The sequence below is a fragment of the Gordonia sp. ABSL11-1 genome (genome assembly GCF_030315685.1).
Classification (GTDB): Bacteria; Actinomycetota; Actinomycetes; order Mycobacteriales; family Mycobacteriaceae; genus Gordonia.
Map to the genome: position 1 here is coordinate 54,064 of NZ_JASXSI010000009.1, position 17,123 is coordinate 71,186.

Below are 17,123 nucleotides of genomic sequence, written 5' to 3' on the forward strand. Positions count from 1 at the left end.
GTCAGGAGGTACTACCCGGTGGGGGAGCGTCGGGGTCGTCGGTGAACCGGTCCTGCGATTCGTAGTGTCGCCGCGTTGCGCCGTACATGTCGTAGCCGGCACCGGTGTCGATCTCGCCGGTGTCGGTCGTCGGTTCCTCCTCGCGGCCGCGGCGCCACCCGCCCTTGAGTGGCGGGGCTTCACCGAAGTGGTCGGGATCGCCGGAGCCGTACCAGGCGACCAGTACCGCGCCGATGACGGCACCGATGAAGCCGACGATGGCCAGCCAGCCGAGACCGGGTTTGGCGGTGTCGTCGAGGAAGATCACACCGACCAGGCTGGGTCCGGCCGTCTCGCCGACGACGAGGACCGCGGTCACCCCGTTCACCGCTCCCACCTGCAGAGCCACGGTCTGCACGAAGAAGCCCACGGCGCCGGCGACGGCGATGGTCCAGGCAGCGGGGTCGGCGATCAGGACCAACGGCTCGAAGGGTGCGACACCGTCGAGGACGCGCACGGCGATCGCGATCACGCCGAACAGCAGACCGGCCGTGGCGCCGCCGACGATGGCTGCGTGCCTACCGAGCCGGTAGACGCCGAACAGTGCGATCGCGCAGAGACCGAGGGTGGCGACGAACAGTTCCCAGTGGAACACCGCGCTCTCGCCGCCACCGGTGTGATGCTGCGCCGACAGTCCGAGCAGACACAGCGACAACACGACCAGCCAGATGGCGATCCAGTCGCGGGTCTGCAAGGCGATGTTGAGCATGATCGTGCCCAGCAGGGCGGTGACCACGAGGTTCGCGGAGACGATGGTCTGCGAGAGGAAAAGGGGGAGGAAGCGTGCGGCGAGCGCACCACCGGCGAAACCGATGATCACCATCGTCGTGCCGAGGATGAAGGCGGGATCGACGAACGTCGACATCGTCGACTGCAGGGAGGGCCCGCCGGCCGCATTGACCTGGCTCTCTTCGTTACCCTCTTCGCGCGCCGTCGTCGCCACCCGGCGAGCACCCAACGCGCGGAGTACGGTGGACATCCCGTAGGCGACGGCGGCGAGACACGCGGCGATCACACCGATCATGAACATGCCCACACCTCCCCAGACTGGCCTCACGCAACCCGGGACTGCACAGCACCCCGGTTGACAGCATTGTGCAACGATCCCGGCGGCCCGACTATTCCTTTTTCACCGAACTCCCCCGGAGGCCGGTGAGACAGCCTAATCTGCCCCTCCTACACTCCTGACAGTGGGCACTTCGGCAGGCAAACACGTCTTGATCACCTTCGGCCGCTCGTTCCTGACCCTGGAACTCGCGCGGCTGATGTCGGCGGCCGGGCATCGGGTCACGATCGTCGACTCCATCCCGATCGGCGTGACGCGCTTCTCGCGCGCCGCCGACGCCTTTCACCGGGTGCCCGCTCCCAAGTTCGAACCACGCGCCTACTGCCATGCACTGGCGAAGATCGTCGCCGACGAGAAGGTCGACATGGTCATCCCCATCCACGAGGAGACCGACATCCTCTCGATGATGGTCGACATCTTCCCGGCCGACTGCGAACTGTTCCTGTCCGACTTCGAGTTGGAGAACAGTCTGCACAACAAGTTCGAGTTCCAGGAGCTCCTTGTCGCTCGTGGTATCCCGACGTTGAAGTACGCCCAGGTCGCCGGACCCGAGGATCTCGCGAAGCTCGACTTCACCGCGCCGTTCGCGCTCAAGGAGTGCTATTCGCGGGGATCGCAGAAGGTGCACAAGGTGATTCCCGGCGGCGACCTCGACTGGGTGGAGTTCGATCCGATCAACCCGTGGCTCGCGCAGGAGTGGTTGTCGGGGACGAACTACTGCACCTACTCGATCGTGCGCGACGGCCGCATCCATGCCCACGCCACCTATCCCGTCGACTACGCGATCGGCGGGAGCTCATGCCTGAACTTCCGCTCGGTCCAGCACGACGCGATCTTCGACTGGATCTCGAAGTTCGTGCAGGACATGAACTTCACCGGGCAGATCGGGTTCGACTTCATCGAGGACCCGGAGCGCGGTCTGTTCTGCATCGAATGCAACCCGCGGGCGACGAGCGGGATCATGATGTTCGAGCCGCAGGATGGCGTCGACCGCGCGTTCTTCGGGACAAACGACGAGATCGTCACCCCGCAACCGGATGTGGACAAGATGATCGGTCTCGGCATGCTGCTCTACGGATGGCGCAAGGCGTCTCGGCGCGGACGCAGCATGCGGAGGTTCTTCCGTGACTTCCGCAACTCGAGTGACGTCATCAGCGCGCGCGGCGATCAGCGGCCCGCGCTCCTGCTGCCGTTCGCCTACATGGGAATTCTGCGCAGCTGCTTCAAGTATCGTGTCGGCCTCGCGGAGGGTTTCATGCACGACCACGAGTGGGACGGTCTGCGGATCTCCGAGTGAGCGGTGCCCTGAATCCCACGGTCGGCGAAGTGTTCGGGTCCCTGAGGAGCGGCCGAGCCTGTGAGGCAGCGTCACGAAGGGGTGGTCACCCGTGACCCGCGGACGTACACCTCCGCGACCGCCGGCTCCCGTAGGCCCATGAGCAATGCGAACAATGTCTGATCGCGGGCGGTGGTCTCGTCGTCGGCGCGGATGCCGTGCTGCAGAATCGAATCCAGCGGTGGCCACAGTTCTGGGCGAATCACCAGGAAGTCGGCCTCCTTCCCGACGTCGAAGTTGCCGAAGCGGTCCTCCATGTCGAGGGCGCGAGCGCCGGCGAGCGACCCGGTGAACAGCATCTGCGCGGGATGGATCGCGACACTGTCGTCGCCGGGCTCGCTGAGATGCACCTTGAATGCGTCGGCGAGCACGCGGGAGATCAGCCATTCGTCGCCGGCGCCGACATCCGTCCCGGCCGCGACCGTGACGCCCGAGGCGACCGTCCGACGCCACGGCATCGTTCCGGAGCCGAGGAACTGTTGCGACACAGGGCAATGTGCGATCGACGTGCCCGTTTCAGCCATGCGGGCGAGCTCTTCGTCGGTGCAGTGGACCGCGTGTGCCATGATCGTGCGCCGACCGAGCAGTCCGGCACCGCCGACGACGCTGCCGGGAAGGAAGCGGCCGTCGTACGTGTCGAGGTAGTTCTTGACGCCGAAAGTACCTTTGACCAAGTCGATCTCGCCGGTCCCCGGCCGGTTGTTCTCGTTGAGATGGGTGTGCACGTACACCCCGCGACCGGCCACGTCGGCGTAGAGTTCGCCGAGCGCGGCGAGCGTCTCGGTGGTCACCGACAACGAGAACCGCGGCACGATGGCCACCTGCAGCAGCGCCGTGGCGACATCCCCGGAGTCCTTGGCGTGCCATCGATCGATCTCGTCGGCGGTGAGCTCGATGGCGGCGGACTCCGACGTCAGCAGCGGTGCCGCCGACTCGCCCCCGACGGTCTGGATGCCGTGGCCGCTGACCAGGCGCAGGCCGGTGCGCTCGGTCTCGGAGAACAGCGCGTCCTGAGCATGCGGGAACGCGGATCCGAACACCATCGCAGCGGTGGTTCCGACGGCGACGCGGCGAGCTGTGAAGTCCCGCGCGGCGCGCGCCGCGAACACGGGATCGGCGAGCCGGGCCTCGGCCGGGAAGATGCAGTGCTCCAGCCACTCCAGCAGCTGCCCACCGCCGTACGCATCGACCGAGTAGGTCTGCGGGAAATGGATGTGGGTGTCGACGAAGCCCGGGATCAGGAACGCGTCGCCGTGGTCGTGGACCGTCTCCTCGACGACGCCATCGGGGCCGGCTGCGCTCGGTCGTCGGTCGCGCGGCCCGCAGTAGATGATCGTGCCGGTGTCGTCGACGACCAACGCGCCGTCGGGAATCCATGCCAGCGCGGTATCCGCGTCGGTGACGGTCGGTCGTCCGGCCACGTGGAAGATCCGGCCGAGGTGGGTGGTGGTCACCTGGAAACGAAAACACACGACGACCGGATCGGCCGGGTGAGCGATCGGCGCACGCGTGGGTAAAATCGGACACGGCGTGCCGGGGACGCCTCCGATGTCGACCGAAGGGTGATGAAGATGAAGCGCAGGATCTCTCTGGCCATTGCAGGTGCGGCCGTAGTGGCGGGTGTCGGCTCGGCCGTCGCACCGACTGCCGGTGCCTCCCCGCTCGAACCCCATCCGGTCATCAGCGCCGGATCGGTCACGTTCTGCATCAACATCCCGCTGGGACCGTTCAACATCAGCATCTGCTGACCACAGCGCCCTCCTTCCGGACAAGCGTCCCTGACATCCGCCGTCGAGGAGCGAATGGATGTCGGGCGCGTCCATGTCAGCTGGGGCAACCCCGAACCGGTGGGCGCTTTACCGGGTCGAATTCTCGGGCGCTTCTCCGGGGCGGTCTCCGCGGTGCCTTCCGCCGGCTCACCCGTTGTGGGCGATCTTTGGTCCCACACGCGCATTCGAACCCGCTCACACTGCGCGCGTGGTGGACTTGATGCGACGTCGATCGAGGAGACACGTGTGGGTTCGGTACTCGGAGAAGTGCTACCGCTGGCGCGGGTGTCGCGATCTCGCCCATTCCGATCATCGGTGCGATCCTCATGCTGCTGGGCAAACATGCCCGCACCACCAGCATCGGCTTCGCCGTTGGCTGGGTGCTGGACATCGTCATCGCCACCACGATCTTCGTATTCCTCGGCGGCACCATGGGTGATTCGACGTCGACCGGCGACGCCTGGATCAAGCTCGGACTGGGAATCCTGCTGCTGATCGTCGGGCTGCGTCGGTGGCGCGGACGAGGCGGTGAGCACACCCCGAAGTGGATGCGGGCGATCGACGAGATGCGGCCGCCGACCGCGCTCGAACTCGGGTTCGCGTTGTCGGCCATCAACCCCGAGAACCTGATCATGTGTGTCGCAGCCGGAGTGAGTATCGGGGGTAAGGGCATCTCCGGGTTGGGATGATCGCCCGGACAGCAGCAGGGGCCTCCCGCGAAGGAAAGCTCCTCGCTGCCATGCCCGACTGGTGCTGGGTCAGGGTGTGACCAGGGCGAAATCCGGGTCGGGCGAATCGAGATGGTTCGCCATTTCCGTGAACAACGACGCCTCGCCCTCGACGGTCACCGAACCGTTCTCGATGGCGGCGCTCAGATCGGCGCCGGCGAGGAGCAACCCGACAAGGACGGGCTTCGTCAGGGTGAAGGTCGCGTCGGCCGCCGTGGTGGCCTCGTCGTCGAGATCGAAGTGGACGAGGAGGCCGTTGCGGAGTTCGGAACGGTGACGGATGTCTTGGTCGGTGATCACCCAGTCGAGGGTGATGTGCGCGTCCCAGCTGGCCGGACCGTCGACGCGCAGGGCGATCGCATCGAAGAGTTGCTCGACAGACAGTGCTGCGATGATGTCGGGAGCTGCAGCCGTTGTCGGCGTGCCGACGCGACCGTTGCGCAACTCGTAGGCACCCATCAGGAAGAAGTTCCGCCACGTGCCGTTTTCGGCGCCGTAACCCAGCTGTTCGAGCGTATCGGCCTGTAGGTCACGCGCCGCGGCGTTCTCCGGGTTCGCGAAGATGACATAGTTGAGAACGGTCGCCGCCCAGCGGAAATCGCCGGCATCGAACGATCCCCGGGCTTTTCGGACGGCCTCGTCGGCACCGCCCATGAACTCGACATGCCGTGTGGCGGACTCGACCGGCGGATGCTCCCACAGATGGGCCGGATTGCCGTCGAACCATCCCATGTACCGCTGATAGATCGCTTTGACGTTGTGGCTCACCGAGCCGTAATACCCATGGGTGTGCCAGGCGTTGGTCAGTGCAGGAGGCAGCTGGATGTCCTCGGCGATCTCCAATCCGGTTCGGCCCTGGTTCAATTGACGCAGAGTCTGGTCGTGCACGTAGCCGTACAGGTCGCGCTGCTGCGCGAGGAATTCGGTGAGTTCGTCGGTGCCCCAGGTGGGCCAGTGATGCGAGGCGAACAGGACGTCCGAGCGGGAGGCGTATCGGTTGATGGCCTCGGTCAGGTACTTCGCCCACACGTGCGGGTCGCGGACTAGGGCGCCGCGCAGGGTGAGAAGGTTGTGCAGGGTATGAGTGGCGTTCTCCGCCATACACAATGCCCGCATCTGCGGGAAGTGGAAGTTCATCTCGGCTGGCGCCTCGGTGCCCGGTGTCATCTGGAACTCGATGGTGACGCCGTCGACGGTCTCGGTTTGTCCGGTCGTCGAGATGTCGAGGGTGGGCACGATCAGCGTGGGTGTCCCGGTCGATGTCGACTGGCCGAGACCGGCGCCGACGGCCCCGCGTGGACCGCGCGGAAGAGCCGCTCCGTACATGTACGCTGCTCGACGGCCCATTGCGGTTCCGGCGTAGACGTTCTCGGCCACCGCGTGTTCGACCATGCCGACCGGTGCGATGACGGCGCAGTCGCCGGCATCGACAGCCTCCTGCGTGGTCACACCTTTGACGCCGCCGAAATGGTCGATGTGCGAATGGGTGTAGATGACGGCCGCGACGGGCCGGTCCCCACGCTCCTGGCGGTAGAGATTCAGGCCGGCGGCCGCGGTCTCTTCGGAGATCAACGGATCGATGACGATCACGCCCGTGTCGCCCTCGACGATCGTCATGTTCGACAGGTCGAGCCCCCGGATCTGATAGATGCGGTCGGTGACCTCGAACAGGCCCTGCCGGGCGACCAGTCCGGACTGGCGCCACAGACTCGGGTTGGCGGTGGGCGGGCAGTCCTCGGTCAGGAAGCCGAATTCATCGCAGTCCCAGACCGTGTCGCCGGAAGACCCGGCGACGACCGGAGGGTCGAGTTTGGCGATGAGACCGCGGTCGGCGGCGGTGAGGTCGCGGGTGTCGTCGAACGGCAGGAACGACGTCGCAGCCGAGATCGATTCGGTCACTGTTGGAGTTGCCTCACGCGGGCTCCCCATGGAGATCACCTCTGTTGGTCGTCGTGGTGTCCGGCACCGGACACGTCCATTGTCCAGCTTTCGGCCGGTCCGCGTGGGCCACCGGTCGGATGTCTCTGGCAGTTCAGTCGGCGGACTCGCGGGCCCCGACGGTGTGCACCACGACGACCTGCGGATCCAGAAGGCGGAGGTCTTGGACGCCCGCTCGCCGGACCGGAGGTCCAGACGATCGACGAGTTCCGGGAGGGTGCGCCGTTGTCCGGCGGGAATGAGTGTCAGCATCGCGCGCAACCCTTCGTGCGACGGCGATCGCACCGCGATCGCGTGCCGCGGTGTCCTGGTGCCGGGCACCATCGAAACCCGATACCGCGACACATTTCCTCACCCGCAACGAACGATATTCCGTTCGCCGGGCCTGTGGCGACAAACCGCGTCGTATTCTCGACGGGTGACGGCACCAGCGGCACAAGTCGACGACGGAATCGCCCCGGCCAGCGCCCCGATAGTGCTGGCGGCACTGATCCTGGTGGCCGGGGTCGCCAACATCAATCTCGCGGTGGCCAACGTCGCCTTGCCCGACATCGGCAAGGATCTCGACGCGAGCTCCACGCAGCTGAACCTCATCGCGGTCGCGTACTCCCTGGGCTTGGCGGCGTCAGTGCTGTACTTCGGTGCACTCGGGGATCGGTACGGGCGCAAGCGCATGCTGGTCATCGGTATGTCGCTGTCGATACCGGCGTCGCTCGTCGCCGGATTCGCCCCCAATTTCGAGGTGCTGTTCGGTGCCCGGGTCGTCGGCGGCATCTCGGCCGGCCTCGCCTATCCGACGACCCTGGCGATGATCACCGCGCTGTGGTCAGGTGTCAAGCGCACCAAGGCGATCGCTGCGTGGTCCGCGTTCGGTGCGGCGATATCGGCGTCGGGACCGGTCATGTCCGGTGGGCTGCTCGAGGCGTTTTCCTGGCATTCGGTGTTCCTGGTGACAGTGCCGCTGGCGGTCCTCGCGCTCGTCGGCTCGTGGTGGCTGGTGCCGAGTGACAACGGGGACACCAAAGCGTCCGTCGACAATCTCGGTGGCGTCGTGTCGATCATCCTGGTGGGGGCGACGATCCTCGCGCTGAACTTCGCACCGCTCGGGGACAAACGCACCGCTGTGCTGATCCTGACGGGCATCGCCGTCGTCGCGGCGATCGTGTTCGTCATACGGCAGTTGCGCGTCCGGGTGCCGTTGTTCGATCTGCGGATCGCGCGTCGACGAACGTTCTGGGTTGCCGCGATCGGCGGTCTCATCGTCTTCGGCACGTTGATGGGCGCGATGTTCATCGGGCAGCAGTTCCTGCAGAACGTGCTCGGGTACTCCACCCTCGAGGCGGGTACGATGATCATCCCGGCGGCCGCCGCCATGGTCGTGGTCGCGCCGCGATCGGCAAAGATGGTGGAGGCGAGGGGTTCTCGCCTTACCTTGCTGACCGGATACTTCTTCATCGTGTTGGGACTCCTGCTGGCCTGGCTCACCTGGGATGAAGGGGCGTCGGTCTGGGTGGTGACCGGGGCGTACCTGTTGATCGGAATCGGTGTGGGCTTTGCCGGGACGCCCGCGTCGCACTCGCTGACGGGTTCTGTGCCCGTAGAGAGAGCCGGCATGGCGTCGAGCATGTCCGACCTTCAGCGCGACCTCGGGGGCGCGATCATGCAGTCGCTCCTCGGCGCCATTCTCACTGCGGCGTATGCGAAGTCACTGTCGGCGACCATCGCCGCGTCGCCGCACGCCGACCAGGTGACCAGCGAAACCGAATCCGCACTCACGAAGTCGTTCTCCAGCGCCGAGGTGCTCACCGAGCGGTATCCCCAGTACGCTCAGGAGATCATCTCAGCCGCGCGAGATGCGTTCGTGGACGGCGACACCCGCGCCTACGGTGCGGCGATCATCGTCGTGCTCATCGGTGCGGTCGTGGTGTTCTTCGGCTACCCGAAGCGCGACGACGAACGGGCGGCGATGGAGCGGTACGCGAAGGAGCGGTTGAGCGGGTAGGCCCTTCGTGACGGTCGCAGGCTCCCTCCTCAAAGGCCGGGTGCCTGATCCTTGAGGGGGAGCCTGCGAGCGGTTGTCGTGATCCCTGAGGAGGGAGCCTGCGACCGTCATGAAGGTCCCATCCCCATGTCCGTTTCACTCGATTCCTGGTCGTTCGACCGACCCCGAAAACTGTCGACTCCTGTTGTGCACCACATCTAACCTGGCAAAACAGCTTGACAGTGCTGTAAGGCACGCGCTAGTTTGCGAGTGGCCCAGATCACACATACCGGGATCGGGCCCGCGGATCGCCGCCGGCGATCCGAAGCACAACCGGTAACTTGTAGGCCCTCCCGGGCTGATCTGTCGTGCCCGGGGTCGGCGGGAAAGGCATGTGAGAATGCGTAGGAGAACTGGTCGGGTTCTCGCAGCGGCGGTCGCCGCAGCGTGTGTTTTCTCCGTTGTCTCGTGTAGCAGCGATGACAGCGGATCGAGCGGCGACAGAAGCGCCGTGGAGGAGAGCGGCGTCAAGGCCGCCGGTGATCCGATCAAGGTCGGACTGTTCAACCCGTCGAAGGGTCCCGCGACGCAGGCCGGCGTGAGCACCGGCAAAGACGCTGCGGTCAACTACATCAACAATCAGATCGGCGGCATCAACGGCCGCCCCATCGAGGTCGTCGACTGTGGGATCGACCAGACCGCACCCGAATCGACCATCGCCTGTGCGAATCAGTTCGTGCAGGCCGGTGTGGTCGCAGCGATCGACGGGTACAACTCGGAATCGCTGGCCGCGGTACCGATTCTGACGTCGGCGAAGATCCCGCTCGTCGGGCAGATCCCGTTCAACACCGCCACCGGCGCCAAGCCCGACAACCGTGTGTACTTCGGTCCGCCGCCCGCGGCGTTCCTGGTCGGGTTCATGCAGTCGCTCAAGGCGGCCGGCAAGGACTCGCTCACACTGGCGAATGCCGATCTGCCGCAGGCCCATCAGGTCTTCGACGGCCTGCTCGCGCCCCTCGGCAAGCAGCTGGGTATCGACGTCAAGAGTGTCTACTATCCGCCGACGGGACCGAACTTCACCGCCCTGGCAACAACTCTCGCCGAGGGCAATCCGGCGGCAGCCGGTCTCATGACGGCGCCCAACGACAACACCTGCACCAAGCTGTCGCAGTCGCTGCGATCGGTCGGCTACAAGAACACCATGTTCATGGCCGCCTGCACGGAGTTCATCGACACCATGGGCACCCAGGCGGTCGGGGCGCAGACATACTCACCCGGTTGGCAACCGCCGGCGAAGGATTCGGCTCCGGAACCGGCCAAGTCGAACCTGGCGATCGCCGAGAAGTACATCGATGACGCCGACGGCGCAGGTGGGTTCTACGCCTACGGCGCGTTCTCCACATTCGTCGACTTCGCCAACGGGCTCAACCAGGCCAAGGTCACCGACCTCACCGGGCCCAACGTGTTGAACGGACTCAAGGGTCTGACGGACTTCCAGAGCTTCCTGGGGCCCAAGCTGACCTGCAACAAGCCGACGTCACCGAACTGCACCACCGAGATGCTGCTGTTCGAGGTCACCGGTGACAAGACCACCAAACCGGTCGGCGGCGGGTTCATCACCCCGAATCCCGCTGTGCTGAAGCTCATCCCGGGTGCCGCGTAGCACCTCGAGCTCTGCTGTGAGGTAAAGAGCCGGGTCGGGCGGGCCGCTGGACAGCGTCCGCCCGACCCGCATCACCGTTCACCACTCACCGCGCCGCCTGAGCGCGCCGATCGATCGGTTCGGGTATGGGTCAATTCCTGCAGTTCGTGTTCCTCGGTCTCTCGACCGGCGCCGTGTACGCCGTGCTCGCCTCGTCGCTGGTGGGCGTCTACGCGGCGACCGGCATCATCAACTTCGCCCAGGGTGCACTGGGCCTGTGGGCGGTCTATGCCGTCGCCGCCCTCCGCACCGACGGCAGTCTCGTCCTGCCGATCGGCACGATCGGCCTCGGCAGCGCCGACGAGCCCACCCCCATGGGGCTCGCGATCACGATCGGTGTGCTCTCCACCGTCATCTGGGCGGTGCTCGCGCACTATCTGGTGTTCCGTCCGCTGCGTCAGGCGCCCGTGCTCGCGCAGGTCGTGGCCTCCGTCGGATTCATGCTGTTCCTCCAGGCCCTCGTCCAATTGCGTTTCGACACAGAGAATCTCCTCGCACTCGCCGTCCTGCCGGACAAGACGGTCGAGTTCGCCGGCGCCGTCATCAATGTGTCCGACCTGATCCTCGCCGGCCTCGCCATCGCGATCGCGGCGCTCTTCTGGGCCTACTTCCGGCTCACCAGGCTCGGCGTCGCGACCCGGGCCGGGGCCGAAGACGAACTCGCGGCGCGCCTTGTCGGCTACTCGCCGGATCGGCTCGCCGCCATCGTCTGGGTCCTGACCGGTGCCGCGACCGGCCTGATCGTCATCCTGGCCGCGTTCACCATCGGCCTGAATGTCACCAGCTACACCTTCTTCGTCATCCCTGCACTGGCCGTCGCGCTGCTGGGTCGCCTCACGTCGTTCGGGATCGCCTGCGCCGGTGGACTCACCCTCGGTGCGTTCCAGGCGGTCATCACCTGGCTGACCACCAAGGACTGGTGGCCGGAGTGGGCGCAGGCCGGGCTCGGCGACGCGGTGCCGTTCGTCGTGATCGTCGTCGCGCTGTTCCTGATGGGCGGTCGCATCCCGTCACGCGGGTCCCTCGGAGAGGTCAAGATGCCCGCGGTGCGCATCCCGCGAATCCGCCTCGTCCCGACCGTGGTCACGCTGGCCGTCGTCGTCGCCGCGATCCTGCTGACCTCGGGCACCTGGCGATTCGGGGTGGTCACCTCGATCATCCTGTCGCTGATCACATTGTCACTGGTGCTTCTCACCGGATACCTGGGTCAGATCTCGTTGGCCTCCATGGCATTCGCAGGTACCGCCGGATTCGCACTGTCGAAGCTGACGGTGAACTGGAACGTACCGTTCCCGTTCAGCATTCTGTTCGCGGCACTGATCGCGACCGCCCTGGGCGTCCTGGTGGGCATTCCCGCGCTGCGGATTCGCGGCGCACAGCTGGCGGTCGTCACGCTCGCTGCGGCGATCGCGATCCAGGGCTTCGTGTTCAACAACCCCGAGATCACCGCGTACGAGGGCAACATGATCACCGATCCCACGCTCTTCGGCTTCGACCTCGGTGTGCGCGACGGTACCAATCTCGTCACGGTGCGCTTCGCGCTGATGGTGTTGATCGTGGTGGCCGTGGCGACGCTCATCGTCATGCGGTTCATGTCCGGGTCCACCGGACGCGCCTTCCTCGCGGTGCGCTCCAACGAACGGGCGGCGGCATCGGTCGGCATCAACGTCGCCGCGACCAAACTCCTCGGATTTGCGTTGTCCGCCTTCCTCGCCGGCGTCGGTGGCTGCCTCATCGGATACAGCCGTGGCCAGCTCTCGGCCGGGTCGTTCACGGTGATGGTCGGACTGACGCTGCTCGCCATGACCTACGTCGGCGGCATCACCTCGGTCTCCGGCGCCTTCCTCGCCGGAGTGATCGGACCGCTGGGTGTGGGATACGTCTTCCTCAACCAGACCCTCGACCTCGGTGAGTACTACGAGATCATCGCCGCCGGTGGACTGCTCCTCATGGCCGTGCTCAACCCCGTCGGCGTCTCCGGCGCGATCGCCGAACTCGCCGAACGATTCCGACCGCGGACTCGACCACGACCCGACGGGCCCGGAGCGGCCACACCAGCCGTCGCGCCGACGACATCGAAGGCAGGACTGAATGTGTGACACCCTCGGCATCGATGCCACCTCTGCGACAACGACTCCGCTGCTGCAGACGCGCGGCCTGACCGTGCGCTACGGCGGGGTCACCGCCAACGCCGACATCGACATCTCCGTGGAGGCCGGCGAGATAGTCGGACTCATCGGACCCAACGGCGCCGGCAAGACCACGTTCGTCGACGCGGTCACCGGGTTCGCGCGGTCGACCGGCCACGTGGTTCTCGACGGCACACGGATCGACCGGAGGGCCCCGCACCGCCGTCGCAACGCCGGGATGGCCCGCACCTGGCAGGCCGGTGAACTCTTCGCCGACCTCACCGTCGCGCAGAACCTGGCGGTCGCGGTACAGCGAGTCGGGTTGCGCGCCTTGATCTCCGACGTCATCTCCGGCTCCCGGCCGCCCGCGGGCGTCGTCGAGCAGGCGCTCGAGGTCGTCGGGCTCAGCGAGGTGGCCGACCGTCGACCCAACAAACTGACACTCGGACAGCAGAAGCTCGTCGGTGTGGCGCGGGCACTCGTCGGCGGCACCCGGCTGCTCCTGCTCGACGAGCCGGCGGCCGGCCTCGACACCCATGAAAGCCGGGACTTCGGCGCCGAGTTGCGGCGGATCGCCGCGACCGGGATCGGCATCCTGCTCATCGACCACGACATGTCATTGGTCCTCGACGTCTGCGATCGGCTCTACGTCCTCGACTTCGGCCGGGTGATCGCGTCCGGGTCGCCCGCGGAGATCCAGGACGATCCCGCCGTCGTGGCCGCCTATCTGGGAAGTGCCGAGGTCCAGGCCGATCCCGACGCGCTCGCGCCGACCACCGAGGACACCGCCACCGGAGAGGACGCCCGATGACCAACGCCACTACGCCCGACGCGTCGACTCACGGTGCCGTAACACCCGACGCGGTCCTGACCTTCGACGGCGTCACCATCGGACACGGCGGTGTTCCGGCCGTCCGCGACTTCTCCGCTTCCGTACGGCCGGGCGAGATCCTCGCGCTGCTCGGACCCAACGGTGCCGGCAAGACGACGACTCTGCTCGCGGCCGTCGGCGCGCTGCCGACGATGTCGGGATCGATCACCGCACTCGGTCACGCCATCGACGGGCGCGTCGAACGCAACGCCCGGCGTGGCGTCACACTCGTGCCCGACAATCGCGGTGTGTTCCACCGCCTGTCCGTGTCGGACAATCTGCGCCTCGCCAAACGCAAGGGCGGCGGCAGCGTCGACGCCGTCTACGAGCACTTCCCGAAGCTGCAGAGCCTGCGCGGCCGGCGATGCGGCAACCTCTCCGGCGGCGAACAACAGATGCTCGCGCTGGCCAAGGCGCTGCTCACCAAACCGTCGGTGCTCCTGATCGACGAGCTGAGCCTCGGTCTGTCGCCGATCGCCGTGCAGGATCTGCTGCCCCGGCTGCGGACCATCGCCGACGATCAGCAGATGGCTGTGGTCCTGGTCGAGCAGCACATCGACTTGGCGCTCGGGATCGCCGACTCGGCGATCGTGCTGCATCACGGGCGCGTCGCGTTGCGAGGCTCGGCGAGCGAGCTCCGGGAGCGTCGGGATACCGTCGAGGCTGCCTACTTCGGCCGGCTGGGTGGTTCGAACAGCGTCGGCTGAGGTTCGTCGGGGGGCGCCACCACGACCCATGACCGGTCCGGACAGGCCGGCCCACGACGTTCAGCAGGAGACCACTGTGACGAAGTCCGGACGAGCCGAGGGTTCGCGACGGCGTGCACGAGGGCGCAGCACCCGCAACCGGCCGACTGACGATCAGTTGCTCGACGCCGCGCGTGCGGTGATCGCAGAAGTCGGGGTCGAGCGGTCCACGATGGACATGATCGCCGAGCGGGGCGGGACGACCCGGGTGACCCTGTACGCGCATTTCGGGTCGCGGGACGCATTGGTGGAGAAGGTCGTCGAACGTGAGCTGGCTGAGTTCACCGAGTGGATGTTCGCCGCTTACGACGACACCACCGACGTGGCCTACGGTGCCCGCGCGCGTCATTCGGTGGAGGCGACGTTCGAGTACGCCCGCCGCAATCCCGAGGGGTTTCGCATTCTCCTCGGTCATCGGCAGGAGGCCGAGGATCCGGGGCGTCGGCTGTATCAGACGCTGGAACCAAGGGTGGCTGCGCGGTTGCGGGAGAACTATGCGACTCGTGGTGCCGAGATCGCGGCGAGCGCGGACACGCTCGCGTCGTTGTTGATCGGGATCAGTCTTGATGTCGCCTATCGTGCGCTGATCGTCGATGACGCGGACATCGATGCTGCGTGTGAGGTGGCGGTCACGGCGACGATGGCAGTGTTGCGTGATGTGCGGCCGGATCAGTTGCTGGCGTTGGATGCGTCGTTGGGGAAGGGGTGAGGGGGTGGGATCCCCCCTCACTCTCTGACGGCTAAGGAGATGACCACTCGAGGCTGAGCAGGGACATTGCTTTCTGGAGAATGGGATCGTCGGCGTGGATCGGGGTGTGGTCGAGGACGTCGATATGGGGGCTGATCTCGGGATCGCCGCTGCGTTCGTACAGCGCCCACATGCGCAGTTGGTCGCCGTGGCGCGAGTCGAACTCAATCCCATCGAGGGCGCGTCCTTCGCGATCGGTCAGGGCATATATCCACCGTGAGATGGCCTGAGTGAGTCCGCGGGGGCGGCCGTCCCGGAGGGCAGCTGTGTCGAGGTCATCGAGACCGTATCGAATCGCCCGACGCCGGAATTGAGCTCGCAGCGTTGCGAGACTCTGCGTGCTGGTTGGAACCGCAAACTGTCCAGTGAGCGCACCACTGCCGAGTATCCGGGCACTGCACCATGCCCGGGGGAGTCGTCCGGGAGGCAGCGAGGGATAGTTGGTCTCATCGTCGTCCACCGCAATCTCGGCGAGGTCGGCGATCAGCTGCGGACTGGGTCGAGCGAACGCGAGGACTTCGAGGTAACAGGCGAGGGGAGTGTGCGCGCAGTACAAAGTGCGCCACACGCCTTCTGGATCATCCCAACGGCCGGCGAATCGGCCGCCGGTGGCGTACTCCCATGGCGTCCATGCCCAGGGGTTCGGTGCGTATCCGATCCGATATGTGACAGTGCCGACGTGGACTGCTGTGGCCAGCAGGCCGTGCGGGGTCTCGATCGTCGAGGCGTTGGCTTGACTCATCCCACGGCAGCGAATTGGCGGGCAGCTGCGAGGATCTTAGGTCCGATGTCTGCCAGATCCCCGTCACGCAGGAGGAGCGCTGGTGCGCGGTCGTCGAGGACCGGGTTGAGGCCTTGAAACCACGCTTGGGCGACTCCGGGAGTGTCGCGTTCGGCGATGAGGCGCGCGGCGCGGTAGGCGATGCGGAGCCGCTCAACGTCTTCAGGATCGGCGATGGCGCGGGTGCCTTCGGCCCACTGCCGGACCGCCCGAGTTTCCTTCACTCGGCCCAGGTAGGCGACGAGTTTTGCTCCCAGTAACTCGCGCAATGCGGTCACCAGTTCGGGCAAGGTCATACGTGCTGCGTCGGCGTAGGCGGCCAGGTCGGGCCGGGGATGTGCTGCAGTCATTGATTCATCACCTCTCGATCACACTATAGATCCCATGTAACTTTCCTGCCATCTCGATCCTGATGACGGGCATCTCTGGGGCATCCGAATGACGTCGCGCGTTCGAAATGGGAACATACACACCGTTATTAGCACTGCAATGACTGACTTCGTGCACGCGGTGCACATCTGGTTTCAGGGCATGAGGGTTCCGGTTTCTCGGAACGGAATGCGGCCACTCGGCCTCGCCCCTCACCCCCGATGCCCACCTACCTCGATCAGCAGCACTCCGGCGATGATGAGCCCGATCCCGACCAGCATCGTGCGGGTGAGTGGTTCATGGAAGAGGATGCGGGAGGCGATGGTGGTCAGCGCGACTCCGGCCGCGGCCCAGATGCCGTAGGCGATGCCCAGTGGCATCCCGGCTCGCAGACTTCCGGGGAGTGCGACGAAGGCGAGGACGTAGCCGACGGCGACCACCGCATAGAAGATTCGTCGTCAGCCGGCGGCGACCCTCAAGGAAACGGTCGCGACGACCTCGCTGACAATGGCGCAGACCAGGAGGAGGTATTGCACGGCTACGCTCCCGGCCCGTCGTCGACGCTCTCAGTCACCGAGGCCGGGCCCGTGTCCGAAGTGGCTCGGTCCGAGCCGGTTTCGACGAGCAGCACGCCTGCGACGATGAGGGCGATGCCGACACCCATCACGACGGTGAACGATTCACCGAACAGCACGGTCGAGAGGACGGCGGTGGCGGCGACCCCGGTGGCGCCCCAGATGCCGTAGGCCACACCGAGTCCCATGCCGGTCTTGAGGACCAGTGTCAGGAAGACGAAGGCGGCGGCATACCCGGTGACAACGACCGCGTAGAGGGCGGGCACGGTCGCGGAACCCTTGAGCGACAACGTGGCTGTGACCTCGCAGACGATCGCCCCGAGGAGATACAGCCCCGTCACCGGT

15 protein-coding genes and 1 pseudogene are annotated in these 17,123 nt (G+C 66.2%); 9 read left to right on the forward strand and 7 right to left on the reverse strand.

Annotated features, from left to right (window positions below):
* Window position 1: 1 nt before the first annotated feature.
* A complete protein-coding gene (locus tag QSJ19_RS11955; RefSeq protein ID WP_286320640.1) occupies window positions 2–1,069 on the reverse strand; it encodes a DMT family transporter in 1,068 nt (355 codons plus the stop codon).
* 235 nt (window positions 1,070–1,304) lie between these two features.
* Here QSJ19_RS11955 and QSJ19_RS11960 point away from each other — a divergent pair, with 235 nt between their 5' ends.
* A complete protein-coding gene (locus tag QSJ19_RS11960; RefSeq protein WP_502876151.1) occupies window positions 1,305–2,402 on the forward strand; it encodes an ATP-grasp domain-containing protein in 1,098 nt (365 codons plus the stop codon).
* A 71-nt stretch (window positions 2,403–2,473) separates the two neighbouring features.
* Here the strand turns inward: QSJ19_RS11960 and QSJ19_RS11965 are convergent, their stop codons facing one another.
* Window positions 2,474–3,895, reverse strand: a complete 1,422-nt coding sequence (locus tag QSJ19_RS11965) for an amidohydrolase family protein (RefSeq protein WP_286320644.1) — start codon at window positions 3,893–3,895, stop codon at window positions 2,474–2,476.
* Between the two features lie 117 nt (window positions 3,896–4,012).
* Between QSJ19_RS11965 and QSJ19_RS11970 the strand changes: the two genes are divergently transcribed.
* Together QSJ19_RS11970 and QSJ19_RS11975 are read left to right on the forward strand one after the other, a co-directional pair.
* The gene (locus tag QSJ19_RS11970; RefSeq protein ID WP_286320647.1) at window positions 4,013–4,189 is read left to right on the forward strand and encodes a hypothetical protein; all 177 of its coding nucleotides are present in this window, start codon (window positions 4,013–4,015) and stop codon (window positions 4,187–4,189) included.
* A gap of 347 nt (window positions 4,190–4,536) precedes the next feature.
* On the forward strand, window positions 4,537–4,899 hold the full coding sequence (locus QSJ19_RS11975; RefSeq protein ID WP_502876145.1) for a GAP family protein: 363 nt from the start codon (window positions 4,537–4,539) through the stop codon (window positions 4,897–4,899).
* Between the two features lie 69 nt (window positions 4,900–4,968).
* Here the strand turns inward: QSJ19_RS11975 and QSJ19_RS11980 are convergent, their stop codons facing one another.
* Window positions 4,969–6,867, reverse strand: a complete 1,899-nt coding sequence (locus QSJ19_RS11980; RefSeq protein ID WP_286320649.1) for an alkyl/aryl-sulfatase — start codon at window positions 6,865–6,867, stop codon at window positions 4,969–4,971.
* A 427-nt stretch (window positions 6,868–7,294) separates the two neighbouring features.
* Between QSJ19_RS11980 and QSJ19_RS11985 the strand changes: the two genes are divergently transcribed.
* The 6 genes from QSJ19_RS11985 (at window position 7,295) to QSJ19_RS12010 (ending at window position 15,014) form a co-directional block, all read left to right on the forward strand.
* On the forward strand, window positions 7,295–8,878 hold the full coding sequence (locus QSJ19_RS11985; RefSeq protein ID WP_286320651.1) for an MFS transporter: 1,584 nt from the start codon (window positions 7,295–7,297) through the stop codon (window positions 8,876–8,878).
* Between the two features lie 379 nt (window positions 8,879–9,257).
* Window positions 9,258–10,520: an ABC transporter substrate-binding protein gene (locus QSJ19_RS11990; protein WP_286320652.1), complete on the forward strand. Its 1,263-nt coding sequence runs from the start codon at window positions 9,258–9,260 to the stop codon at window positions 10,518–10,520.
* 125 nt (window positions 10,521–10,645) lie between these two features.
* Window positions 10,646–12,658 (forward strand): ABC transporter permease, encoded by a 2,013-nt coding sequence (locus QSJ19_RS11995; protein WP_286320654.1) that lies wholly within the window; start codon window positions 10,646–10,648, stop codon window positions 12,656–12,658.
* The gene (locus QSJ19_RS12000; RefSeq protein WP_286320655.1) at window positions 12,651–13,499 is read left to right on the forward strand and encodes an ABC transporter ATP-binding protein; all 849 of its coding nucleotides are present in this window, start codon (window positions 12,651–12,653) and stop codon (window positions 13,497–13,499) included. Before QSJ19_RS11995 ends, QSJ19_RS12000 begins: the two co-directional genes overlap by 8 nt.
* Entirely contained in the window at window positions 13,496–14,266 is a 771-nt protein-coding gene (locus tag QSJ19_RS12005) for an ABC transporter ATP-binding protein (RefSeq protein ID WP_286320656.1), read from the forward strand. The genes QSJ19_RS12000 and QSJ19_RS12005 overlap by 4 nt, the downstream gene beginning before the upstream one ends.
* 76 nt (window positions 14,267–14,342) lie before the next feature.
* Complete coding sequence (locus tag QSJ19_RS12010; protein WP_286320657.1) at window positions 14,343–15,014, forward strand: TetR/AcrR family transcriptional regulator; 672 nt, start codon at window positions 14,343–14,345, stop codon at window positions 15,012–15,014.
* A 31-nt stretch (window positions 15,015–15,045) separates the two neighbouring features.
* Here the strand turns inward: QSJ19_RS12010 and QSJ19_RS12015 are convergent, their stop codons facing one another.
* The 4 genes and pseudogenes from QSJ19_RS12015 to QSJ19_RS12030 form a co-directional block, all read right to left on the reverse strand.
* The gene (locus tag QSJ19_RS12015; RefSeq protein WP_286320658.1) at window positions 15,046–15,795 is read right to left on the reverse strand and encodes an RES domain-containing protein; all 750 of its coding nucleotides are present in this window, start codon (window positions 15,793–15,795) and stop codon (window positions 15,046–15,048) included.
* Window positions 15,792–16,184: a hypothetical protein gene (locus tag QSJ19_RS12020; RefSeq protein WP_286320659.1), complete on the reverse strand. Its 393-nt coding sequence runs from the start codon at window positions 16,182–16,184 to the stop codon at window positions 15,792–15,794. The genes QSJ19_RS12015 and QSJ19_RS12020 overlap by 4 nt, the downstream gene beginning before the upstream one ends.
* Before the next feature lie 231 nt (window positions 16,185–16,415).
* Window positions 16,416–16,739 (reverse strand): annotated as a pseudogene (locus QSJ19_RS12025) (DMT family transporter).
* A 2-nt stretch (window positions 16,740–16,741) separates the two neighbouring features.
* Entirely contained in the window at window positions 16,742–17,119 is a 378-nt protein-coding gene (locus QSJ19_RS12030; RefSeq protein WP_286320661.1) for a DMT family transporter, read from the reverse strand.
* Between the last annotated feature and the right edge of the window lie 4 nt (window positions 17,120–17,123).